Raw genomic sequence first — 23,769 nt, forward strand, 5'->3', positions numbered from 1 at the left:
ATTTCCATGATCTCGACCGTCAAGACCAACGCCATCTGCGCCGTGGTGCACAACCGTGCCGTCGTCCACAACCGCGCGGTCGTGCACAACCGTGCCGTCGTCCACAACCGCTCGGTCGCCAAGTGAAGCTGACCTTCTAAGGTCCTGCGACCACGGTCCCGGGGTTCCTCCCGGGACCGTGGCACTTTGCATCAGGAGTCAGTTTCTATGGGGGCTGATATGCCGGCGGACGACACCGCTTTGGAAATCGTGGACGTTGAGATATACGACCTCGAGCAGGACCTGTGCTTTCTCGCCACTCCGAATGGTGGGCAGTTCTATATTTCCGCCCCCACCTCCGAGTTCCGTGCATGGGTGGCGCGCTGCGACGGAACCAGGTCCAGCAGCGAACTGCTGGCGGGAATGGCCCCCGAATACGCCGAGGTGCTCGACGTCCTGCGGCACGACGGCTGCCTGCGGCCGGCCGAAGCCCCCGACCCCGAGCGGGCCGCGCGAGTGGCGCGTACCACGGTCCTCATCACCGGCGCTCCGGAGCTCACCGCCCCACTCGCCCACGCGTTGAGCACCACCGGCTACGCACATGTCGGGCCGGCCCCGGAGGACCTGTCCGTCGTCGACGTCCGCGACACCGTGCTCGTCGCCGCCTTCTCGTACCCCGCCCACCGAGAACTGAGCCGTATCGACGAGTTGTGTGCCCGGCTCGGCCTGCGCTGGCTGCCGCTGCGCCACGAACGCGGCCGGGCCGTCCTCGGTCCTGCCATCACCCCCGGTACCACGGCGGACTTCGCCGACGTGTTGGACCGCAGGCTCTCCGCGGCACACGACCCCCGGATCGTCGAGGCCATGCGGGCCGCGCCGCAGCCGGACGGCCACCGGCTCCGCGACGGCGACGTCCGCTGGACGTCTGCACAGCTCGGCACGTACCTGGAGCGCTGGGTCACCGGCGAGGCCACCGTCGGCGAGGTCGAGCTCGATCCACGCCGGCTCGACCGGATCGAGCGCACCGTCCTGCCGGTTCCGACGAGGCCGCGGCCCGTGGTGCGCGGCGACGCCGAGGCCGGGCTGCTCGTCGACGACCAGGTCGGCGTGGTGACCGGCGTTCAGGAGCTGGCACCCCTGCCGGGCATGCCGGCGCTGCTGCGGGTGTGCGCGGTGGACGTCGCCGACATGCGGCGCGTTGCTGACTGGCCCAACGACCGGCAGGCGTTCGGCACGTCCTGGTCCGACTTCGACGCCGCCCGCCGCAGCGCCGTCGGCGAGGCAGTCGAACGCTACTGCGGCAGCCGACTGCCCGAGGACCGGCTCCGGTTCGGCAGCCATGCCCAGCTGCGCAGGGCCGGAGTGCCCGCGCTCGACCCGCGCCGGCTGCACCTGTACTCGCAGCGGCAGTACCGCAGCGAGGGCTTCCCCTTCGCGCCGCTGACCGTGGACGCGGAGTGCGCCTGGGTCGAGGGCCGCTCGTGGACGACCGGCGAGCCGGTGTGGGTGCCCGCCTTCCTGGTCGCCCACGGGGAGCACGACCCCGTTGCCTACTCCGACCCGCTGGTGGCCGGCGTGGCCTGCGGCGTGAGCGAGGAGCACGCCGTCACCTCGGGGCTCGAAGAGGTGATCGAGCGCGACACGACCATGCTGTGGTGGGCCAACGCAGCCCGCCTTCCCCGGCTGCCGGTGCCCGATCGGATCCGCGAGCTGGTCGCGGACAGCCTGGACGCCTACGACATCACCCTGATCCCTCTGGACAACGAGTTCGACGTCCCGGTGCTCGCCGCGGTCGTGCGCGACCGGGCCGCCGGATGGCTGGCCATCGGCTTCGCCACCCGGCCCGACCCGCAGGAGGCGGCGGAGAAGGCCCTCGCCGAGGGGTTCACCCTGCACCACACCTGCCGCTTCCTCGACGACGACAAGGCGCTGGCGGACGGTCTCGCAGGGCTGCCGCACCTGGGCAACCTCAAGCCGTACCGCGCCGACCGGCGCTATCTCGACTCCTACCGCCCGGACTTCAGCGACGTCCGGGACCTGCTGTGCCAGCAGCAGGTCCACCTCGATCCCCGGGCCGGGGAGCGGGTCGCACCCTGGGTGCAGGACCTGCCCACCCGGCCCTGGGACGGGCTGCCCGCGCTCGCGCAGCGGAGCCTCCAGGCGTACCGCGAGCGGGTCGAGGCCCGTGGCTTCGAGGTGATCAGCATCGACCTGACGACCTGTGACGCCGAAGCGGCCGGATTCAGCGCCGCCCACACGATCGTGCCCGGTCTCGTGTCGAACTTCCCCGCCGGCATGCCCATGTGGGGCGACGGCAGGATCGGCCGCGCGGGCGTACGGCTCGGCTGGCGGTCACAGCCGTTGGCCGAGGAGGAGTTCAACGTCTTCCCACTGCCCCACGCGTGAGGGATAACCGATGGCTGTCATCGACACACTCGGCCTGCCCAACACCAAGGGCCGCCGACCTCTGATCGTCGCCCAGGTCGTCGACGCCCTGGGCACCGGGCTCTTCCTCCCCTTCGCCGTCGTGTACTTCCACGCAGCCAAGGGCATCCCCCTGACCACGGTCGGCCTGATGCTGTCGGCCGGCGCGCTGCTCTCGCTGCCCGCGGGACCGCTGGGGGGCCGGCTGATCGACCGGATCGGGCCGCGGGGCGTGCTGGTCGCGAGCAACTTGATCCGGGTGCTGACCTTCACCGCCTACGTGTTCACCGACACCCCCTGGCAGCTGGTCGTGCTGGTCACGGCCACCCTGTGGGGCGACAGCCTGTTCCGGCCCGCGGTCTTCGCGCTGGTGGCGCAGGTGGCCGAGGACGGGCAGCGGGCGCGTTGGTACGCGATGGACCGGTCCCTGCGCAACGCCGGGATCGGCGCGGGGGGTTTGGTGGGCAGCACGCTCGTCGGCTGGGGCGGCACCTCCGGCTACACGGCCGTGGTCGCGCTGAACGCCGTGTCCTTCCTCCTCGCGGCCGGGCTGGTCGCGACCTGGCGCCGGACCGCCGTCCCGCGTCCCGTCGGCGCCGCCCCCGTCCCGGCCGGGGACGCTCCAGAGGTACGACGCGGCGGGTACCGGGAGGTGCTCGCCGACCGGGCGTTCCTCGGCGTCCTGGCCACCGTCTGGGTGTTCGCGCTGTGTGACCTCGCGCTGACCGTGCTGCTGAGCGCGTACGTGATCGAGGCGCGCGGGTTGCCGGCGTGGCAGCCGGGGATGCTGTTCGCGATCAACACCGTCATGGTGGTACTGGCGCAGACCGCATTGGCCAAGGCGGTCGAACGGTACCGGCGGCCCGGAGTGCTCCAGGTGGCGGCCGTCCTGTGGATGGTGTCCTTCGTCCTGTTCGCGTTGGTGCCCGGCGAGCACGTCGGACTGGCCTTCGGCGGGCTCGTGCTGGGCATGGTCGTCTTCACGGTCGCGGAGCTGCTCCAGGCCCCGACGAGCAGTGCACTGATCGTGGGAATGGCCGCAGGGCACCTTCGCGGCCGGTACCTGGGGTTGGAGGAGCTGATGTGGAGCCTGGCCCGGGTGCTGGCACCGACGGTGTTCACCTGGCTGCTGGCGCGGGGAGCGGGCCTGCCGTGGCTTGCGCTCTGCCTCTGCTGCCTCGTGGCGGTCGTGGTGCTGCACCGACTCCACCGTGTGCTGCCCACACACATCCAGCGGGAGACCGTCGATGCCTGAGCGCGGCTCCGAGGTCCGCCGCCCCGAGGAGTTCCGCGAGGTCTACCACCGGGTCTACTGCGAGCCGCCCTACCACGAGGACGCGGCGGCTGCGGACGGCTTCGTCCGGCAGCTGGCCGGCCATGCGGCGCTGCCCGGTTTCTCCGTGACCACCGTCGGCGACGGCGGCGTCCTCAGCGGGTTCGCCTACGGCGTGCACCGCGAGGAGGGGTGGTGGCATCCGCGCGCCGCCGCGCCCGCGCCGCCGCGGCTGCGCCGGCATTCGCTGTTCTACGTCTACGAGCTCGCGGTCGTACGGGAGCTGCGCGGCCGCGGGTACGGGCGCGAGCTGCTGGACCTGCTGCTGGCCGACCGCAGCGAGCCGTTCGCCGTACTCGCCGCGTCGAGCAGGGCGTCGGCGCGCGCGATGTACCGGCGGTGGGGCTGGACGAAGGTCGGTGAACTCACGGGGCCACCGCACGGTGTGGACCTCCTTGCACTCCCTTTGACGCCGCTGCGGTGACCGGCGCGCCGCTCGCCGGTGCCTCGGGGCGGCCGGTGCGGTGGCCGGGGATCAACGAGTATCCCGGCGCCATGCCGGTGTGCCCGTCTCCGACCCTGTGCGGGAAATCGTCTCCGTGCGGCTCCGGCACCCTGGACCCGGTCACCCCCTCCGAGGCCCTGGCGGACCCGACCCGGCAAAATGAGCGCACGCGATTCCGCTCCATCGCCCGCGTTACGCCCCGGGTCGTGGAGCGGAGCTCCGCCGTCGATGCGCGGTCGAGGTGCTCCCCGCGCTCCCCGCGGTGCCGGGCAGCATGGCGGCCGGCCCGCCGCCTGCCCCGAGACGACCGAGCTCACAGCGGACAGAGCCGTTGGCCGGACGTACGCCCGGCCAGGGAGCCAAGGCCCGGCAGCTGAACCCCGTGCTCGCTCCTCGGTGTCGGGCGGGACGGCGCGTACGTCATGGAGCCAGTGGCGCGGCCGGGCGTGCATCCGCGAGGACGAGCTGACAGAGGCAACAAACGGTTCGAGGTCCGAAGCGCGTCGCGTGCAAGGGTGTCCGGTATGCCCACGACTCCCGGGTCGCGCCCGTCCTGTGGCCGGCCTCCCACGCTGCCCGCGGCCCGCCACGGCGGCCGGATCATCCCTGCCTCATGTGGAACCGGCGCGATGCCCGGCGCCGAGGAGGACGCCGCCGTGATCTCGCGGCTGGACACCGAGCTCGTGCCGGTCCACCGCTGTGTTGGCACCCTGCACGGCATCACATGAATTCTTCGTACGCGCACACCATTGCTGCATCGTCTCAATTGATAGGGGGATTCGAGTGGGTATCGATGTGATGGTTTACGATGATCTGGCCCTGTCTCGATGTGCGCTCACGGCACTGCTGGAACAGAGTCCGGAGATCAGAGTCGTGGGATCGGTGAGCAATAGGTACGCCGCGCTTGAGTTCGCCGAGCTGAATCGACCCGATGTCGCGATCATCAGTTTCGAAGGCAGGGACGAGGAAACGGTCGACATTGCCGAGAAAATCGCCATCCTTCCTGAGGTCCGCACACTGTTGGTTCCCACCGCGTGCGTCCGATCGGTCGTCCGCAGGGCCTTCACCGGGGAAATCGACGGAATGGTGCGGCGTAGCGTCCCGCCTCAGCGCCTTTTCGAGGCCATCCGTCTGGTGCACCAGGGTGAGCGAGCTTTCGACGCCGAACTGGCGGTCGCGGCCGTGGCCGTCGGAGACCACCCGCTGACGCCCCGGCAGTTGTCCGTGCTGGAGCATCTCGACCGCGGCGACACGATGGAGGAGATCGCCGCACGGATGTCCCTGTCCGAAGGGACCGTACGCAACTACATTGCGTCCATAGTGGCGAACATGCGCGCACGCAACCGCATTGACGCGTTACGCATCGCCCGGAATCTGGAATTGATCTGATTCGAAGGATGTCGGATTCCGCGGGTCGCGCACGGGTGAATCTCCTCGACGGCTGCGCCAGCAGCACGAAGCTCTTATCCGTGGCGCCTCGCGCGTCCAGCCTTGGCATTCGTCGCCATGCAGAACGCATGGCGACGAATGCATTATAAATCTGTTGCGGCGTAAGGACCGACTGCTAATGTCCGTACCGCGCCGGCGGGATGCGCCACCGGCCGTCCTCGCTCAGGAACGACCAGATGTCCAGCACGGCGGCACTGAAAAGCAGACGCATCGGCACAAGGACGGCTCGCATGCCCAACTCCATCAATCCCATGGGCGGTCGGCTGCCCCGTCAGGTGGCCGACACCCATGTCGACGCCCTCATCGAACTCGACCCGATCGTCGGCACCTTCCTCGGCGTCGCCAAGAGTTCCGACCGGCTCCCCGACTTCTCGCCTGAGGGCCAGGAAGCAGTGGCCCGGCTGGCCCGTACGACCCTGCGGCAGCTCGCTGAAGCAGAAGCCGCTCCCGGTGGGGACGACATCGCCGAACGTCGCTGCGCCCGGCTGCTGCGCGAACGGCTCACCGCCGAACTCGCGGTGCACGAGGCAGGCGAGGGCCTGCGTGCGGTCAGCAACCTCGACTCACCCCTGCGCCAGGTCCGCGACGTCCTCACGCTCACCCCCACGGACACGGACGAGGACTGGGCAGCGATCGCGCGACGGTTACGCGCCGTGCCGGACGCCCTGGCGGGCTACCGGGCCTCCCTGAACGCAGGCCTCGCAGGCGGGCTGCCCGCAGGGCCTCGGCAGGTCTCAGCCGTCGTTGGCCAGTTGACCGAGTGGATCGGTACGGACCGGAGCTGGTTCGCCGAGTTCACCGACCCCGGTCCCGAGCGGCTGCGGGGCGAGCTCAGCACGGCCGCCACAGTGGCCACCGGCGCCCTGGCGGAACTGCGCGACTGGTTCCGTGACACCTATGCGCCGGCCATCGAGGGCGCGCCGGACGTCGTCGGGCGGGAGCGCTACGTCCGTCTCGCCCGTCACCACAACGGCGCCGACCTCGACCTGGACGAGGCCTATGCGTACGGCTGGGCCGAGTTCCACCGGCTGCTCGCCGAGATGCGCACCGAGGCCGAAAGGGTCCTGCCGGGCGCCGGTACCCCCTGGGAGGCGCTGGCATGGTGCGACCAGCACGGCGAGGCCGTCGAGGGGGTCGAGGAGACCAGGCAGTGGCTCCAGTCGCTGATGGACGAAACCATCGACACGCTGGACGGCACGCACTTCGAACTGGCCGAGCGGGTACGCCGGGTCGAGTCGCGCATCGCCCCGCGGGGCAGTGCCGCCGCCCCCTACTACACCGAGCCGTCGCTGGACTTCTCCCGGCCCGGACGCACCTGGCTGCCGACGATGGGGCAGGCCCGCTTCCCGGTCTACGACCTGGTCACCACCTGGTACCACGAGGGCGTACCCGGTCATCATCTCCAGCTCGCCCAGTGGGCGCACGTCGCCGACAACCTCTCCCGCTACCAGACCACCGTCGGCCTCGTCAACGCCAACGTCGAAGGCTGGGCGCTGTACGCCGAGCGTCTGATGGACGAGTTGGGCTTCCTGGCCAACGCCGAGCGGCGGCTCGGCTATCTGGACGCGCAGATGATGCGGGCCATCCGCGTCATCATCGACATCGGGATGCACCTGGAGCTGGAGATCCCGAAGCACTCCCCCTTCCATCCGGGCGAGCGCTGGACGCCGGGGCTGGCTCAGGAGTTCCTCGCCCGTCACACCAGCCGCCCCGCCGACTACGTCGAGAGCGAGATCACCCGTTATCTGGGCATGGCGGGCCAGGCCGTCGGCTACAAGCTCGGCGAACGGGTGTGGCTCATGGGCCGGGAGACGGCCCGAGCCCGGCACGGCGCGGACTTCGACCTCAAGGCCTGGCACATGGCCGCGCTGTCGCAGGGCTCGCTGGGCCTGGACGACCTGCTGAGCGAGATTTCAGCGCTTTGAGCCGGGCCCGGCGGGCGGTGGCACACCACCGCCCGCCGGGTCACCCCCGGTTGCCGGTCAGCTGAGCCGGGTCGTGGCGTAGGCCTCGATGGCGTCCCGCTGGTAGGCGGCCGGCCCTGGCGCGACCGCCTCGTACGCGGCGCGCCGCTGCTCGTGGTGCACGCAGGGACGTCCGATGGCGCGGTACCCCTCACTGGCCCTCTATCTCGGCCTGCACGGGTGCGGCGTCAGCCGGGAGACCGGCGGCCAGGAGTTCGGTGAGCGGCTGCGGTAGCGCCGGCGGCAGCGGCCTGCTGCTCCGTGACCATGCCGACCTGGCCCTCTGCCACATCGCTGATGCCTCCCAGTGCTTTCAGCATGGGGCGAGCCTAGAGACGGCCCCTCACACGGTTCCAGGGATTTCCCGGGTACTGACTGCTAGCAATGGGGCATGAATCACTGGGCAAATGACCGACTTGGTGCCGCCGAACGGGGCGAGAACCCCACGGTGCTGGCGCGCATGCGTACCGGCTGGGCCGTGATCGGCGACATCCAGCACCTTCCCGGATACTGCCTGCTGCTGTATGCGGGCCAGGCAAATCACCTGACCGATCTCCCCCGAGCGGAACGCGTCCGCTTCATGCTCGATCTTTCACTGCTCGGCGAGGCCGTCGAGGCCGTGTGCAGGAAGCGCGACACAGCCTTCCGTCGGCTGAACTACGAAGTGCTGGGCAACTCCTGGGAGCACCTGCACGGCCACATCCACCCGCGCTACGACTGGGAGCCTCCCAAACTTCTCCATGGCCCCGTGTGGCGCTATGGAGATGAACGGACCGCCCCTGAACATCGCCTCGGGCCGCGACACGAGGATCTGCAGGCGGACATCACACATGCGTTGACGGCAGTCCTCGCCGAAGCCTACGGCCCGGACTGAGACGGAGCCTGCCCCCGGGCCGGCTGGACACCTCCCTGCACGGTCTGGCGGCCGCACGACGCAGGCCCCGCGCGGCACTCCTCCTACGAGGGTCAGGCGGGGCCTGCACTCTATCTGGCCAGACTGACCACGTCCGGGAGACGGGACGGCCGACGCGGCACCGTAGTCGATCAGCCACCGGCCGGGTGGAACTGATGTCAGTGGTACCCGAGAGGATGACGGCTACGGACCCTGGTGCTCGTCACGCTCGCCGGTCCCCCTTTCGGTCGTCGGGGGCGGGACGGGCCTGGCAGGGTGTCCGCCATGAGCTCCGAGCCCGCGTACCCAGAACCGGTCCGCCACGACGACCACGGCACGTGGCTCGTCCAGTTCACCGGCCGGGTGCTCGTGGTCTGCCCGAAGTGCGGTGGCCGGGCGCTCGTCGTACCTCGGCCCGGTCTCCCGGCGCCGAAGTACTTCAGCGCCCTGCTCTTCCAGCCGCGCCGCCTCGCCTGCGCCGGCTGCGGCACGGTCGCCGACTGGACGGCCGAGCAGCGGGGCGCCGGTCTGGTCGGTGCGGTGCCCGGCGGCACCGAGGACCCGTTCTTCCGACGGCCGCTCTGGCTCCAGACCCGCTGTGCGGGACGGATCTTGTGGGCCTACGACGAGGAGCACGTCGACGCCCTCGCCGCCTACGTGGGTGCCCGGCTGCGCGAGCGTCGCGCCTCCCCGACGATGGCGATGTTCGCCCGGCTGCCGGTCTGGATGAAGTCCGCGGAGCACCGTGAAGAGGTACTTGCCGGCCTGGGGACCCTCCGGGGCCTCGCCCGGCTCTCAGCGCCCGCCGACCGCTCCGACGCGGCATACGAGCGCGGCGACCGCCCGCGCCATTACGGCAGCGTGCTCTTCCGCGGTGGCCCGTACTGACGGGCTACCCGCGGATCGCCTCGCTCTCCGTCTCCGGAGAGCGCATGTGGCCGGGTCGTGTTCGTCCCCGGTGAGCGCCAGCCAGGCGTCCGGCGGCGCAGCGGGGACCGTTCGCCCCGCTGTTTCTCGGCCGTTCCGTCCGGGACGCGCCCGCCGTGCCGCGCCGGACGGTCAGACGGCAGGACGCTCTACCGGGTGCCAGTCCTCCACCGGCTTCGTACGGAAGAGACCCCGGTACACGAGACGAGTCAGCACCACCGCCCCGTCCCCGTACTCGTGCAGCTCCTCGAAAGCCTCAGCCGCCGAGTCGTAGACGAACTTCTTCCCCTTCGCGTTCTGGATGACCCACTCCCGATCAGCCGCAACACCGACGCCGCCTGTCTGCACAACTCCCCCAACCCACCCGACGCCAACCGAAATCGTGATCGTATCCCGGGGCCGGCTCCGGCAGGTGTCCGAGGGGTGCGATGCGTTTGACGAGCCCGGCGTCGAGCTGGGCCGCGCGTCGCGGCCCTGCCGGGCATTGACGGCGCCGGCGCACCGAAATCGGTTGGGGACCTGGGCGCGGACGGCACCGGGGGCACGGGTGCCGTGGCAGCCATCCCGTCCCGGCCCGTACCGGCCGCCACGCGGCAGCCGGGGCCAATCGCCGGCCCCTACGGGCCCTCTGAGGGCCCTGGAGGGCTCGCAGAGGGCCCGTAGGGCCGTGCTGGGCCTTCTGCCGCTGCTGTGGGTGGCGTTCGCCGGGCGCCGGGCGGGGGCCTGGACGGACGCGTGGGCGTCGAGGCTGGCTCCGGATGCAGCGTGAGGCCTGCGTCCGCTGCTTGCCGAGTGGTGCTTCAGACCCTGCCGAGCGGTGAGTCCCTGGGGCCGCTGGGGTGGGGGCCGGGGCCCCCCTCCCCCGGTACCCGGTCCCCCCCGAACAGGTACTGAAGCCCGGTGAGTCCCTTTCGGTCCCTGTCCCTTCAGTCACTGCATAAACCTGCAGGTCAGCGCCGTGCACCCGCGGCGTCAGGGACTGAAGGGACCCAACTTTCCAGTTATGAGCCACATATGCACTTCCAGTCATTTCATACGCCCGCGCATACACGCACACACGTGAGAAGTGGAAGTAGTGATTCTGAGTCCCTTCAGTCCCTGTCTCTGGATCGAAAACGCTGTGACCTGCATGTTTGCCCAGGGACTGAATCTGCAGGGACTGAACGCGGATCCCTGCGGTTCAGTACCTGAGCCCCTGCCTGGTCCGGAGGGGTCCGGAGCCACCGTGTGCTGTACCTGACAGACTTGCCGGCACCGGGACCCTCCTGCCCGGGAAGACGGTCGGCGGTGTGCTCCCGGGCACGACACGCCCGGGAGCACACCGCTTTCAAGGAGGAACCTTTCAGGACGAACCAGGCGAGAACTCCAGGGACTGAGGGACTGAAGGGACTGAGTTCTCAATAAAGCCGTGATTGCATCCTGAGTCGCTGCGGTCCCTGCGGTAATCTCCGCGATAGTGAATCTTCAGTCCCTCTGGTCCCTGAAGTGCAGGTCAGCCGTACTCACCAGACCAGGGGACACGAACAGCCGCCCCCGACACCGCGTCAAGGAAGAGCCAGTGCCCGTCCCTCCCGAGAACCCGCCGCAAGGCGTGAGCGGCGGGACGGCGTTGGACGTGGCGACCTGGCTGGCCCTGCGCGGCTACCCCGTGCACCCGCTGGCTCCAGGGACCAAGACGCCCGCCCCGAACTGCCCAGCCTGCCGGGGCGGTCAGCACCCGCCGCAGGAGTGCCCCTGCCGTTCCGAGCGTCGTTGGTGTCACGGATTCCACGCGGCCACCACAGACCTTCGCACGGTGCGGGAGTGGTGGGAGGCCGAACCCGGGTTCGGCATCGGCGTGGCCTGTGGTCCCGCCGGGCTCGTGGTCATCGACGTGGACGCCCACGAGGCGCCCCTGCCCGACCGGCAGAGGCTGCTGCCCGGCATCGCCATCGACGACCGCGTCGACCTGACCGGCCTGCAGAGCGGATTCGACACCTTGGCCCTCCTGGCCGCCCTCCGGTCCCGCCCCCACCCCTGCGAGGACTCGTCGACGTTGCGGGTCCGTACGCCCTCCGGAGGGATGCACATCTGGTACCGGTTGCCCAAGGACGGCCCTCGCTTCAGGTGCTCCAGCGGTTCGAGCCCCAAGGTCGCGCTCGCCTGGCAGGTCGACGTCCGCGCCGCCGGCGGCTACATCGTGGCGCCCACGACACGCACGGCTGCGGGCGTCTACCGGCCGTTGCCCGGAGCCCGGCTGCCCGCTGTCCTGCCGATGTGGCTCACGGCCGAACTCGCCCGCACCGGCCACACCGTAGAAACCGGCCCTGAGCTCACGGGCGCTCCCACGTCGCGACGGCAGCCCCTCCCCCGTCCGATCCGAGTCGTACGACAGGACGGGCAGCGGGTGTTCGCCTCCCTCGTCGAGGAGGTCCGCGCCTGCGCAGACAGTCCCGAGGGCACGGCCTTCAGCGAGAAGCTCAACCGGGCGGCCTACACCGCCGGCGGACTGGCTGCGGCAGGGCACCTCACCGAGTCGGAGTGCCGCCGCCTGCTCCTCGAAGCCGCAGACCACGCACGACCCCACCAGCCGCGCCGGAACGTCCTCATCGTCGAAGCGGGGCTGCGCGCCGGAAGCGACCGACCGATCCAGCCCAAGGAACGCCCATGAGCAGCGCCGGAAGCACGGGGTTCAACGCCCAGGCAGCGGCGGAACAGCTCGCCGCGTTCGCCACCGAGACGGTCGTACCCGGCCGGCGCCTGCCCGCTCAGCAGGGTGGGGCCCCAGCCGTCGGGGCCGGAGCAGACTTCATCCAGGCGGGGCTGCTGCACAACCTCACCGACCGCGGCAACGCGAAGCTCTTCGCCCACCTCCACCACGACCGGTTCCGTCATGTCGAGGGACTGGGCTGGTACGTGTGGGACGAGTACCGGTGGAAGCGCACCGGCGGGGAGAAGGCTGCGATCTGGGCGGCCGGTGACATGGCCGAGGAACTGCCCACCCATGACCCGCGCGGCCTGTTCACCGACCGGGAGCTGGCCCAGCACCGCAAGCGCACCATGTCCACCTCGGGCGTGAAGGCCATGCTCACCCAGGCGAAGGCCTCACCGGAGCTCGCGCTCGATCCCGACACGCTGGACGGCGACAAATACGCCCTGTGCACCCCGGCCGGCGTGGTCGACCTGCGTACGGGCGACCTGCACAAGCCCGATCCCACCCGGGACCTTCACTCGCGTGCCACGCACCTGGCGCCCGAGGCCGTGCCCACCCCCAGGTTCCACCGGTTCCTCGACGAGACCTTCGGGGAGGACGACAAGGGCAAGGAGATGATCAACTTCCTGCATCTCCTGCTCGGGTACTCGATCACCGGCGATGTCGGTGGACAGGTCCTGCCCTTCCTCTACGGCGTCGGCGCCAACGGCAAGTCAGCCCTCCTCGACGTCGTCATCAAGATCCTCGGGGACTACGCGGACGTGGCCCCGCCGGGGTTCCTCATGGAGCGCGGCAAGTTCAACGAGCACTCCACCGAGCTGACCGAGCTCCACGGCCGGCGTCTCTTCGTCTGTAGCGAGCTCAAGCCCCACGACAAGTTCGACGAGGCCCGCGTCAAGCTCCTGACCGGTGGTGACCGCCTCAAGGCACGCCGGATGCGGCAGGACTTCTTCAGCTTCGAGCCCACCCACAAGCTCTGGCTGCTCGGCAACCACCGGCCGGAGGTCGGCACCGGTGGGCACGCCTTCTGGCGCCGCATCCGGCTCATCCCCTTCGAGCGGGTCGTCCCCGACCACCGCAAGATCGACAACCTGGCCGAGGAACTCGTACACGCCGAAGGTCCGGGCATCCTCCACTGGATGATCCAGGGAGCCAAGGCCTATCTGGCCGCCAAACCGTCCCTGACGGGCCCCACGGTCGTCCGCAACGCCACCGAGGCGTACGCCACCACCGAGGACCACATCGGGCGGTTCCTGGCCGAATGCTGCACCACCGGCGGCGACCTTCCCGATCCGCGTGACCTCAAGGTCGAACAGGGAGCCCTCTACCGGGCCTACAGCTCCTGGTGCAGCGACGGGGAAGGTCTGCGGCCGGCGACCACGCGTGCCTTCGCCACTCGTATCCGTGCCGAGGTCGGTGTCGCGTCGCCCAGTGAGATGCTTCGCTCGAACGGGCAGAAATTCTATCCGGGGCTCGCGCTCCTGGCCGACGAGGACCAGCCACCGCGCGAGGCGAACAGGGCAACCACGACGTGAAGGGCCGACGTGTGCTCCCGCCCCGGGACGGGCACGCCTACGATGGACAAGGAAGATGAACAGACCCACCACCCGGTCGCGCCCCACAGGGGCCGACTGCATACCGACACCGGCGCCGCCCACGGCGTGGAGGAGTCAGGGGCCCTCGGGGGCCGACGTGAACGAGGAAGGACCCAAGCCATGAGCTCGCTACTGTCAGCAAGCGATCTCGCCCACGAGGACAAAGTGGTGTGGCTGGAGAACCCTGAACCGCTCGACTACGTCCGGCAGGCCCTGGACAAGACGCCCCGCCGCCGGGGCAAGCCCCGCTACCACCGCGACGGGCGCATGATCGGGTTCACCGAACTCGGTGACACCGCGGAGGCGGACCCCGACAGCGGTCTGCAGAAGCGACGCGTCTTCTACCTGCTGCCCCACGACCGGGATGCCGAACCGGACGGGCTCTACCGCGAAGGGGCCCCCGGCGAAGCAGTGGACCCCCGTACGATCCAGCCCCGGCAGGTCGGCAAGAAGACCGAGCGCTCGCAGCGCGGGCTGTCCACGCCGACCGTGGCTTGAATTAGTTCTTTCGGTCCCTCCAGTCCCTCCAGTCCCTGCGGTCCTTCCGTGGAGTCGTCGTTGCGGGAGGACGAACGTGGTCGGCGTCAGAAGGCGAAGTCGACGTAGTCGATGTCGGTGAATTCGACCAGGAGGCTGTCGGCGCGGGCGCCGTTGTCCTTGAAGTAGATCTCCTGGAGGCCCTCCGCGGCGATGGCGCGGAGCTGGGACTCGCCGGCGCCCGCCTCCTGGGCGGCGAAAAGGCGGCTCGCGTACTCCGGGGGCAGGTGCTGGGTGATGCGGCGCATGCGGCCGTCGTCGGTGCTGCCGGGGGCGGCGGTGAAGCCGAAGCGGGCACGGGTCTCGATGACCAGCCCGGTCGTCCGGGCCGCCTTGGCGCGGGCGCGCTTGCGGACCAGGGGCTGCCAGCGGCGCCGTACCTCGGACGCGAGGCGGGCGGCGAGGGCCGGCTTGGGCTGCTTGATCTGGTCCTTCACGTAGCGCTCCACCGTGCGCTGGGAGATGCCGAGCAAGCGTGCCGTTTCGCGGGTGGACTTCAGCTGCTTGACGAGGAACCGCACCTGGGCCCCCGCCGACTTGGGGAGGGCGCGGGTGAAGTGCTGTTCGTCGGCGCGGGTCAGGCTGTCGTCGATCTGGGACATGGGGGACTACTCTCCGTCGGCTGCCGCGTCATGGCCCTTGATGTGGCGCGCGGGGTTGTGGTTCTCGTCGAGCATCGATACGGCCCAGAGGAGGGACTGGGTGCCCTCGTGCTTGACCATGCCAGGGCTGACGCCGAGGCGGAAGCCGCCGGGCAGGGGCTTGCCGTCGGGCGTGTGCGGGAGGAAGTCGAGGGGGCTGGGGCCGTCGGAGAGGTAGACGGCGCAGTCGGAGAGGACGGCGATGGGGTACTGGCCCGTGGCCGTGGCGAGCTTGTTCATCTTGCGGTGCATGTTGATGCGGGCCGTGGAGATGACGGCGGCGCGGATGTCGGGGCGCCAGGTGGGACGTTCGAGGGCGGGCCAGCGTTCGCCCGGACGGTAGCCGGCGCCCTGGGGCCGTTCGCGGAGCTTGCCGATGCCGCCCTTGACGGTGGATTTGATGGCCGAGAGGACCGGCTTGAGGATCGGGTGGGGGTGCTGCTGGAGTTCCGCCATCGCCGCCAGGAAATCGGGCTCCGAGAGCGCCGAAGTGATGCCGAGGTCCGCCATCGTGGCCGTGTAGGCATCGCGGAGACGGGTGTACCAGGCGTCGAGGTAGGGGCCGTTGTCCGGACGGATCCAGGCTTCGACGGGGTGGACGGGGTGGCCGAGCTCCTGGGCGTAGGCGAGGGTCGGGGTCGCGTACCAGGCGGGGCCGGTGGGGGGGTGGCCGCTGGGGGTGAAGGGGCTGGGGAGCCGGGGATCGAGGCTGAGCGAGGAGAGGTCCGCCAACCAGCAGCCGGGGGTCTTTGGGTCGAAGCGGGGGCGTGAGGTGTGGACGGAAGGGCCCAGGCCAACGGTGAGGCGGTTCGCCGCGGCGGCGAAGGCCATGTTCACGTCGATGCCGACGGCATGGGTACGGGTGCACTCGGCGTCGGTCAGGAGCTCGGGGTCGCGGATCCAGTCGTACGCCTCTTCGTCGAGGACCTGGTCCGGGGTGCGCTGGTGGGCCCGCGGGTAGAGGGCGGCGACCACCGGGTGCTCGTCGGGCGCCTCCGGCGGAGCCGGGTCGACGGGGCGCAGGAGGGAGCCGGGGACGGGGGCCGACTCCCAGGCATTGGTGTCGGGGTTGAAGGCGGCGCGGGTGGGCGGGCGCAGGGCCGTCATCAGCTCCAGGCCGGACACGGCGGTGGAGCCCCGGGGAGTGAGGACGCGGGTGGCGTACGTGGTGAGCAGCTCGGCGAGTTCCGGTGCGGGGAGGTCGGCGGTTTCCTCGCCCCAGGCGCGGGGGTCGAGGGCGCCCCAGGGGAGGATCGCGAGCTGGACGCACTGGCGGCCGGTGGTAGGGGAGGCGGGGCGGTAGATGCGGGGCCACGGACCGAAGCCGCGGCGGGTGAGCTGCCACTTGGCGCGGGCGAGTTGCCTGACGGTGGGGTGGTCGTCGGGGAGGCGGAGGGCGCGGCGGTCCTCAAGGGTGGCGGGCAGGCCGAGGGCTGCCGTGGCAGCGGGGGTGAGGACGAGGAGGGGGTCGCCGTCCTTGCCGTTGCGGTGGAGGCGGGGGGAGCGGAGATCGGCGTCGGGACCGAGGGCCCAGGCGATGAGCGTGGGGAGGTCGGTGCGGGCCTTGGGGGGGAGGGGGAGGAGGAGACCGTGCGCGGCGTGGGCCTTGTCGCTGCCGTCGAGGACGGCGAGCGGGCCGTTGCCTTGCAGGGAGGTGGCGGTGGGGGCCTGCGGGGCGGTGCCCCTGCCCGCCCGCTTCCGGGGTGGGGTGCTCTGCGGGGGTGTTTCCCTGCGGGCCGCTTCCCCAGCCGGGGGCTCCGGTGCGGGCTCCGGGTTGCCGGCACCTGGAGGTGCGGGCTTTGGGGTGGGCGTGTCCGGGGTGGGCGTGTCCGGGGTCGCCGGGGTGTCACCCGGTGCCGGGGTGGGGGGATGGAGGGCCGAGAGGCCTTCCAGGAGACGGGCGTAGGCCGCGCGCTTGGGAGGGCGGGGGGCCGTGCGGCCCGTTTCCCAGGAGGTGACCGTTTCACGGCGGACGGAGAGCGCGGTGGCGATCTGCTCCTGGCTCAGTCCGGCGGCTTCACGCAGGCGCTTGCGCTCGTCCGGATGCGGGAGCGTGTCCTGGGCGGCGGCTTCTTCGAGCAGGGCGTCCACCGCTGCGAAGAGGCTCTCTTGTTCGTTGGGCATGGGTACCTCCGGGGGCAGCCTATGTGAACCACACTGCTGAACGCACATGAAACGCACGTGGGGGCGTTAACGGCGTTAATGCCGTCAGCGCCCCCGTCGTGGGTACCCGCCTCCGATGCCAGCACGGATGCCAGCTCAGATGCGCAGCACCAGGAGCTCGGTGACGGCCTTGAGGTCGTCCGGGGTGAGGTGTGCCGTCAGGGCGTCGGCGATGGTTTCCGGGGAGTCAGTCGCGATCGTGATCCGGGGAGCGGAGGGAGCGGAAGGAGCGGAAGGAGCCGAGGGAGCGGCGTTAACGGCGTTAACGCCGTTAACGGATTCCGCCGTGTCCGGGTGCACGGCGTCCCTGGCTTCCGCCACCTCCACGGCGTTAACGGCGTTAACGCGCGGCGGGGCGGCGTGCCCGCGTTGGCGCGGCGGCGTGACGGTGTTGATGGTCTCCTCGGCTGCCGCCTCCTGATGCTCCTGGGGGAGGCGGCCGATGCGGCGAGCCGGTTCCACCTTGAGCTCGCCCGTCTCGACCTTCTCCTGGAGGCTCGGCGTGAGGTTCAGGAGGGTGAGCCGCTGGGAGACCCAGGCAGCCGTCTTGCCCAGGCGCTTGGCGACCTGGGCCTGGGAGCCGTGGACCTCGACGAGTTCCTGGAGGGCGCGGGCCTGGTCCATCGGAGCCACGTCCACGCGGTGGACGTTGGCGATGAGCGCCGATTCGAGGATGTCCGCCGCTGAGGCGGAGAGGGCGTCGTTCACGTGGATGTGCATGGTCTTGAGACCGGCCAGCTGCGCCGCCGCGAGGCGGCGGTTGCCGTCGATGACCACGTACGGGGCGCGGCCCAGGCCGTCGGTCTGGCCCGGGTGGGCCTCCATGAAGGCCATGCGGGTGGCTACTGCGAGGGGCTGGAGCTGACCGCGGGAGAGGAGGGACTGGGCCAGTTCGTCGAGTTCGGTGAGGTCCTCGCGGAGGTTGAACGGGTTGTGGGCGAGGGCCTCGATCGGGACCTCGGACGGGGGGACCACGCCGGAGGTCGGCGCGCCCGTGGCTTCCGCGATCGCTGCACGGCGCGAACTGACGCCGACGGGCTGGGCCCGCGCGAAGGATGCCGAGACTCCGAGTTTGTCGGCCTTGCTCATGAGATCTCCCTGGCGAGTGCGCGCAGTGCGATGGCCTGGTCGCCCTTGGGCGCGTAGACGAACAGCGGCTGCTTCACGCGGACGGCTTCGCGCTGTTCCTTGAGGTCGGGTACGACGGCGACGACACGCGGATCCTTTATGTCCATCCACGCTTGGAGGGAGGAGGTCGCGATGTAGCCGCGTCGGCCGTCGTAGAGGTTGACGACGAGGCCGAGGTAGTCGATGTCGAGGCTGAGGTCGTCGCGCAGGTCGTTGATCTGGGAGGTGAGGAGGTCGTACGCGTCGGCCGACGAGTCCTCCGCCTGTACGACGATCAGCGCGCCGGAGGCGCCTGGCTGTTCGGTGTCGCGGCGGCGCCCGTAGTAGATGGCGGCGTCCATGCTGAGGCCGAGGCTCGGCGGGCAGTCGATGAGGATGACGTCGTAGTCCGACTCGACGGGGGACAGGGCGCGTTCGAGGGCGGCCTCGCGGGCGCGGACGGTGGAGAGCCGGACGTCGAGGAGGAACGCGTCCGTGCATGCGGGCAGGAGGTGGAGGCGGTCGCCGAAGCGCTCGTCCGGGATGGGGACGATCAGGTCGGCGAGGGGCCCCTTGGCCTCGCTTGCCATGTGGCAGGTGAGGCTGTCGCCGCCGATGGGCAGTGGCTGCTGGCCGAGCTGCTTGGTGAGGTGGCCCTGGGGGTCGAAGTCGACCAGCAGGACGCGCATGCCGAGACCCGGGAGGTCTTCGAGGTCCAGCGGGGTCGTGTCGTTCTGGGAGTGCTGGCCCTGACCGTGGCCCTGATTCTGGTCTCCGTCTTCTGACGCCGAGAGGCGGGCCAGCTGGCGGGCGATGCGGACCGGGTGGAGGGTCTCCGGGTCCTCGGCGAGGGCCTCCGCAGTGCCGGCGGTGATGGCGGTCTTGCCGACGCCACCCTTCTGGTTGCACACGACGATGCGGCGTACGACGGAAGGGCGTTTGACCGTGGGCGCCGGGTTCATCTCCAGCCAGAGACGGACCGCTTGGGCGAGACCCTGGATGAGGGAGACGCCGCGGTCCTTCGCGTCGGTGCGGAAGGATTCCCACTGGCCGGCGGGCAGCCAGGTGGAGAACGATTCGGCACCGGAGGTGTCGACGGGGGAGGGGGCGGAAGCGAGCGCGCTCCAGTGGGCGATGCCCTGGTGGACGGCGTCCTGGATGTCGACCCGCAGTTGGGCGGTGCGGATCTTCAACTCCTGGCGGAGCCACGGGGGGAGCTTCGAGACGACCTTCTCTCGGTCGCTCTGAGACGAGGGCGAAGTCATGAGAGGGACTTTACTAACGTTCGAGGCCGGATGTGGGCGCCACGCTTGAGTTTTGCTAACGAAGTGGGGTCTGTTTTCGGATGCGGGGCGGTGTGGAGCCGGTGTGGGGGCGTACGTGAGCGGCGCACGCCGCTGTGATGGCCACCCGGGTACGCCGTGGGGCGGCCCCCGAACACGCCGTCAGCTGACCGGGACCGCCGCGGAGTCCGGAGCGGACAGACCGAGCTCTGCTCGGCACTCGGGCGAGCCCGCCGGATCGAAGGCCGCAATGCGGTGGGCGGGCACGATCCCCGGAAGCAGGACGTTCCACAGGTCGATGACCCTGGTGTGCAGGTCCTCGCGGCCGGTGCGGACGTGTGAGGTGACCTGGATGCCTGTGAACGAGCCGACGAGGAACGTCGAGAGGTCGTACACGTCCAGCGCAGGCAGGATGTCCCCGCGCTCCTGGGCAGGCTTGAGACAGACGTGCGCGATGTCGATCCACACGTTGTAGGGGGTCGGGTCCGGGTTGACGAAGGAGCCGAACTCGATGACGAGGCGGACGCCGGCACGGATGCGGACGTTGGTGCGCAGCCCGTACGCCATCCGGTGGGTCAGGTCGATGGCCGTCTGGAGTCCCGGTTCCTCGATGGCGGAAACGCCTTCGGAGACCTGGAACTGCTCGTCCATCAGGGTGCGGGCGAGGGCGTCCTTGGAACGGAAGTGGAAGTACAGGGCGCCCCTGGTGACCCCGGCGTGCTTGACCACGTCGCCGAGGCTGGTGCCGCCGAAGCCGTAGCGGTCGAAGCCGATGGCTGCGCCGGTGAGGATCGCCTGCCGGGTGATCTCGGCACGTTCCTGCCTCGCCCTTGCCATGGTGGGGGTCTCCTGCCGTGTGCCGATTGCCGCTCGTCGCTGGTGTGCGAGTGGTCTTCGTCGCTGCGGCGGGGCCGTGCGGGCGGAGGTTCGTACGAAGTTCAATCTAGTGGGGCAGCGGGAGAGAAAACCAGTCGACAAGTGCGTTCGGCGAGGGCGCGTTAACGGCGTTAACGCCGTTAACGGTCCCCGGCACGGCGGTGTCCGAGTGTTAACGCCGTTAACGGCGTTAACACTCGGACGGGCCGGCGGCCCCGGCACTCCTAGGACCAGGGGGTGCCGGCCTGTTGGCGGGTGGCCAGGTTGATGCGGTTCCAGACGTTGACCGTGGAGATGGAGAGGATGAGTGCGGCGAGCTGCTGCTCGTCGTAGTGCCGGGCGGCCTCGTCGTAGACCTCGTCCGGTACCGGGTTGCTGCGGTCCGCGACGCGGGTCACGGCCTCCGCGAGGGCGAGGGCGGCGCGCTCGGCATCCGTGAAGTACGGGGTGTCGCGCCAGCCGGCGATCGCGTGGATGCGCTCGTCGGTCTCGCCCAGCTTCTTCGCGATCTTGGGATGCATGTCGAGGCAGACGCCGCAGGCGTTGATCTGGCTGGCGCGGATGTGAGCGAGTTCGAGGGTGCGCTCGCTGATGCCGGTGGCGATGACGGCCTTGCCCATGGCCGTCAGGCTGGCCATGGCGCCGGGGACGACGAGCGCGGGGTTTCCCATGCGTGCGGTCATTGCGGTCTCCTGGGGTGTGGGTGGGTGCCGTTCGTTGCTTCCACTGCACTGACGGATGGGCGACGGGGAGTGTGACCGCTACGGCGAAGATCTTTTCGGGTGGGCGTTAACGGCGTTAACGCCGTTAACGCCGCGACCCCCGGAAGTGTGGGGCGGTTCGTTGCCCGGGCGGGGGTCCGGGCGGAAGGCTGTGGCGGTGGGAGCGTCACGTGATCCGCTCGAAGCTGTGCTGATCGCCGTACCCGTCGTCGTCCTCGCGTGCGGCGGGGCAGCCGCCGTGATGCGCAGGCTCGGGCAGACGGCCGTGGTCGGGGAGATCCTCGTGGGGATCTTGCTGGGGCCCTCGTTGCTCGGATGGCTCTGGCCGGCGGGGAGCCGGTGGTTGCTACCGGGCGAGGTTCTTCCGTACGTGGGTGTACTGGGGAACCTGGGCTTGCTGGTCTTCATGTTCTTGGCGGGCCTGGAGCTTGATCTCGGGTTGCTGCGCGGGCGCGGGCGGGCCGTCGTCGTCGTGAGCCAGGCGAGCGTGTGGATACCGCTCGGGTTCGGGAGCCTCCTGGCACTGGCGATGTACGGGGTCTTCGCGCCGGAGGGGGTCGGCCGGGCGGAGTTCGTCCTGTTCGTGGCCGTCGCGATGAGCGTGACCGCTTTCCCGGTGCTGGCGCGGATCCTGAAGGAGCAGGGGCTGTACGGGACGCCGGTGGGGGCACTGGCGATGGCGTGTGCGGCGGTTGCCGACGTGGTGGCGTGGTGCCTGCTGGCGTTGGTGGTGGCCATGGCGCATTCCCCGGGAGGCGGGATCGGGGGCGGGAAGGGCTGGCGGGTCGCCGGCATGGGTGTGCTGGCCGGGGTGTTCCTGGCAGGGATGTGGTGGGGGGTACGACCCGTACTCGCGTGGGTCGTGAAGCGGTGGGGCGGGGGGGTGGGCACCGGTGCGGTCGTGGGTCTGTGCAGTGGGGTGTATCTGGCGGCCCATGCCACCCATGTGATGGGGGTGCACGCGCTGTTCGGGGCGTTCGTGTTCGGTGTGGTGGTGCCGAGGGCGGCGGTGGTCGAGGCGGCGGCGGAACGGATGCGGGAGTTCGCGGTCCCGGTGCTACTGCCGCTGTTCTTCGTCGGGAGCGGGCTGAAGACGGATGTGGGGCTGTTGGGGGGCGGCGCGGCCGGGTTGTGGGCGGCGGCGGTGTTGGTGGTGGCGGTCGCCGGGAAGTGCGGCGGCGGGACCGGGGCGGCGCTGCTGGTGGGACAGCCGGTGCGGGACGCGGTGACGCTCGGAGCCCTGATGAACTGCCGCGGCGTGACGGAGTTGGTGGTGCTGAACGTGGGGCTCGAACTCGGGGTGATCGGGCAGGAGCTGTTCACGACGCTGGTACTGATGGCGTTGGTGACGACGGCGGTGACCGGGCCGGTGGTGCGGGTGTTGCGGGAGCGGGACGGGGAGCGGCGGTCTGAGGTGTCGGCCGGCCGGGGGTGTTAACGGCGTTAATGCTCCGCGAGGACAGGGGGTGGGGGTGTTAACGGCGTTAATGGCAGGGCGGCGCCTACCATGCGGGCCCATGAGCGATCTTGGAAACTGGGCGCAGCCGTTCCGGCTGGACGTGGGAGAGCCGGAACTCGAGGACCTGACGGAGCGGCTCGATCGGGCGCGGTGGCCCGACGAACTGCCGGGGGTGGGGCGGGCCTACGGGATGCCGCTCGACGAGGTGCGGGAACTCGCGCGGTACTGGAGTACCGGGTACGACTGGCGGGCGGCCGAGGCGCGGTTGAACGAGTGGCCGCAGTACACGACCGTCATCGACGGGGCCCGGGTGCACTTCGCGCACATCCAGTCGCCCGAGGCCGGTGCGACGCCGCTGCTCATGACCCACGGATGGCCCGGCTCCTTCGTGGAGTTCCAGAAGGTTGCCGGCCCCCTGACCGATCCCCGGGCGCACGGCGGGGATCCCGCCGATGCCTTTCATCTGGTGCTGCCCCACATCCCGGGCTTCGGCCTGTCCGGGCCGACCCGCGAGACCGGCTGGGAGTTCAGGCGGGTCGCGCGGGCCTTCGGGGTACTGATGGAGCGGCTCGGGTATGCGACCTACGGGGTGCAGGGTGGGGACTGGGGGGCCGCCGTATCGCGGGAGCTCGGGAGGATCCGACCCGAGCGGGTGGTGGGCGTTCACTTGAATCTGCTGCCCGGGGGCGGGGCGACCGAGGAGCCCCGGCCCGAGGAGTTGGCCGTGCTGAGCCCGGCGGAACGGCAGCGGACGCTGGCCTCGTGGGAGCGGTACCGGGTGTGGGCGCGGGAGCGGCAGGGGTACGCCGACATCCAGGCGACTCGGCCGCAGACCCTCGCGTACGGTCTGAACGATTCACCGGTCGGGCTGCTCGCATGGATCGGGGAGAAGCTCATCGAGTGGGCGGATCCGCGGTGTCCGGTCGACCGGGACCAGATGCTGACCAATGTGATGCTGTACTGGCTGACCGGGACGGCCGGGTCCGCCGCGCGAATCTACTACGAGCGCGCGCACGCCGACTACTACGGGCTGCCGCCAGAGGTGTCGGCCACGCCGACCGCACTCGCCGATTTTCCCCGGGACAACTTCATCCCGCTGCGGCACGTCGCCGCGCGCACCGACGCGATCGTGCGCTGGACCTCGTATGACCGGGGCGGGCACTTTCCCGCGATGGAGGTGCCGGAGCTGCTGGTCGGGGACGTCCGGGCCTTCTTCCGGCAGTTGCGGTCCGGAAGGTGAAGGGGCGCGCGGGGCCGCCGTACGGCTGTGGTCATCACCCC

19 protein-coding genes and 1 pseudogene are annotated in these 23,769 nt (G+C 70.4%); 12 read left to right on the forward strand and 8 right to left on the reverse strand.

The features are described 5' to 3' along the window. Positions 1-249 precede the first annotated feature (249 nt). The 5 genes from ABZZ20_RS28735 (at position 250) to ABZZ20_RS28755 (ending at position 7,555) form a co-directional block, all read left to right on the forward strand. Complete coding sequence (locus tag ABZZ20_RS28735; protein ID WP_356874464.1) at positions 250-2,385, forward strand: YcaO-like family protein; 2,136 nt, start codon at positions 250-252, stop codon at positions 2,383-2,385. A 10-nt stretch (positions 2,386-2,395) separates the two neighbouring features. After that, the gene (locus tag ABZZ20_RS28740) at positions 2,396-3,658 is read left to right on the forward strand and encodes an MFS transporter (protein ID WP_356874466.1); all 1,263 of its coding nucleotides are present in this window, start codon (positions 2,396-2,398) and stop codon (positions 3,656-3,658) included. Next, a complete protein-coding gene (locus tag ABZZ20_RS28745) occupies positions 3,651-4,160 on the forward strand; it encodes a GNAT family N-acetyltransferase (RefSeq protein ID WP_356874468.1) in 510 nt (169 codons plus the stop codon). Before ABZZ20_RS28740 ends, ABZZ20_RS28745 begins: the two co-directional genes overlap by 8 nt. An 804-nt stretch (positions 4,161-4,964) precedes the next feature. Continuing rightward, positions 4,965-5,570 carry a response regulator transcription factor gene (locus ABZZ20_RS28750; protein ID WP_356874470.1) on the forward strand — a complete coding sequence of 202 codons (606 nt, stop codon included), beginning with the start codon at positions 4,965-4,967 and terminating at the stop codon, positions 5,568-5,570. Between the two features lie 290 nt (positions 5,571-5,860). Beyond that, positions 5,861-7,555, forward strand: coding sequence for a DUF885 domain-containing protein (locus tag ABZZ20_RS28755; protein WP_356874472.1), 1,695 nt, complete (start codon positions 5,861-5,863; stop codon positions 7,553-7,555). Positions 7,556-7,612: 57 nt separating this feature from the next. On the opposite strand, the pseudogene ABZZ20_RS28760 reads toward ABZZ20_RS28755, so the two are convergent. Further along, a pseudogene (locus ABZZ20_RS28760) lies at positions 7,613-7,817 on the reverse strand (MerR family transcriptional regulator); the annotation flags it as partial. 168 nt (positions 7,818-7,985) lie between these two features. Between ABZZ20_RS28760 and ABZZ20_RS28765 the strand changes: the two are divergent. Both ABZZ20_RS28765 and ABZZ20_RS28770 read left to right on the forward strand, forming a co-directional pair. After that, positions 7,986-8,468, forward strand: a complete 483-nt coding sequence (locus tag ABZZ20_RS28765) for an HIT domain-containing protein (protein ID WP_356874474.1) — start codon at positions 7,986-7,988, stop codon at positions 8,466-8,468. A 303-nt stretch (positions 8,469-8,771) separates the two neighbouring features. Further along, complete coding sequence (locus ABZZ20_RS28770) at positions 8,772-9,374, forward strand: hypothetical protein (protein WP_356874476.1); 603 nt, start codon at positions 8,772-8,774, stop codon at positions 9,372-9,374. Positions 9,375-9,545: 171 nt separating this feature from the next. Here the strand turns inward: ABZZ20_RS28770 and ABZZ20_RS28775 are convergent, their stop codons facing one another. Next, a complete protein-coding gene (locus tag ABZZ20_RS28775; RefSeq protein WP_356874478.1) occupies positions 9,546-9,761 on the reverse strand; it encodes a hypothetical protein in 216 nt (71 codons plus the stop codon). 1,210 nt (positions 9,762-10,971) lie between these two features. Here ABZZ20_RS28775 and ABZZ20_RS28780 point away from each other — a divergent pair. The 3 genes from ABZZ20_RS28780 to ABZZ20_RS28790 all read left to right on the forward strand — a co-directional run bounded on the left by ABZZ20_RS28780 (position 10,972) and on the right by ABZZ20_RS28790 (position 14,198). Continuing rightward, entirely contained in the window at positions 10,972-12,063 is a 1,092-nt protein-coding gene (locus ABZZ20_RS28780) for a bifunctional DNA primase/polymerase (RefSeq protein WP_356874480.1), read from the forward strand. After that, positions 12,060-13,640, forward strand: coding sequence for a phage/plasmid primase, P4 family (locus ABZZ20_RS28785; protein WP_356874482.1), 1,581 nt, complete (start codon positions 12,060-12,062; stop codon positions 13,638-13,640). The genes ABZZ20_RS28780 and ABZZ20_RS28785 overlap by 4 nt, the downstream gene beginning before the upstream one ends. Before the next feature lie 180 nt (positions 13,641-13,820). After that, on the forward strand, positions 13,821-14,198 hold the full coding sequence (locus ABZZ20_RS28790) for a DUF6009 family protein (RefSeq protein WP_356874483.1): 378 nt from the start codon (positions 13,821-13,823) through the stop codon (positions 14,196-14,198). Between the two features lie 86 nt (positions 14,199-14,284). On the opposite strand, the gene ABZZ20_RS28795 is transcribed toward ABZZ20_RS28790, so the two are convergent. From ABZZ20_RS28795 to ABZZ20_RS28820, 6 genes are all read right to left on the reverse strand, one after another. Further along, positions 14,285-14,839: an XRE family transcriptional regulator gene (locus ABZZ20_RS28795; RefSeq protein WP_356874485.1), complete on the reverse strand. Its 555-nt coding sequence runs from the start codon at positions 14,837-14,839 to the stop codon at positions 14,285-14,287. A gap of 6 nt (positions 14,840-14,845) precedes the next feature. After that, a complete protein-coding gene (locus tag ABZZ20_RS28800) occupies positions 14,846-17,002 on the reverse strand; it encodes a helix-turn-helix transcriptional regulator (protein WP_356874487.1) in 2,157 nt (718 codons plus the stop codon). A gap of 135 nt (positions 17,003-17,137) precedes the next feature. Next, on the reverse strand, positions 17,138-18,130 hold the full coding sequence (locus ABZZ20_RS28805) for a ParB/RepB/Spo0J family partition protein (RefSeq protein ID WP_356874489.1): 993 nt from the start codon (positions 18,128-18,130) through the stop codon (positions 17,138-17,140). After that, positions 18,127-19,413 (reverse strand): ParA family protein, encoded by a 1,287-nt coding sequence (locus ABZZ20_RS28810; protein WP_356874491.1) that lies wholly within the window; start codon positions 19,411-19,413, stop codon positions 18,127-18,129. Before ABZZ20_RS28810 ends, ABZZ20_RS28805 begins: the two co-directional genes overlap by 4 nt. A gap of 180 nt (positions 19,414-19,593) precedes the next feature. Beyond that, on the reverse strand, positions 19,594-20,268 hold the full coding sequence (locus ABZZ20_RS28815; RefSeq protein ID WP_356874493.1) for a ScbR family autoregulator-binding transcription factor: 675 nt from the start codon (positions 20,266-20,268) through the stop codon (positions 19,594-19,596). A 263-nt stretch (positions 20,269-20,531) separates the two neighbouring features. Further along, on the reverse strand, positions 20,532-20,990 hold the full coding sequence (locus ABZZ20_RS28820; RefSeq protein ID WP_356874495.1) for a carboxymuconolactone decarboxylase family protein: 459 nt from the start codon (positions 20,988-20,990) through the stop codon (positions 20,532-20,534). 196 nt (positions 20,991-21,186) lie between these two features. On the opposite strand from ABZZ20_RS28820, the gene ABZZ20_RS28825 reads away from it, so the two are divergent. Then, entirely contained in the window at positions 21,187-22,467 is a 1,281-nt protein-coding gene (locus ABZZ20_RS28825; RefSeq protein WP_356874497.1) for a cation:proton antiporter, read from the forward strand. Positions 22,468-22,546: 79 nt separating this feature from the next. Next, on the forward strand, positions 22,547-23,728 hold the full coding sequence (locus tag ABZZ20_RS28830; RefSeq protein WP_356874499.1) for an epoxide hydrolase family protein: 1,182 nt from the start codon (positions 22,547-22,549) through the stop codon (positions 23,726-23,728). Positions 23,729-23,769 lie beyond the last annotated feature (41 nt).

Origin of the sequence: Streptomyces sp. NPDC006430, assembly GCF_040612395.1 — a bacterium.
Taxonomy (GTDB): domain Bacteria; phylum Actinomycetota; class Actinomycetes; order Streptomycetales; family Streptomycetaceae; genus Streptomyces.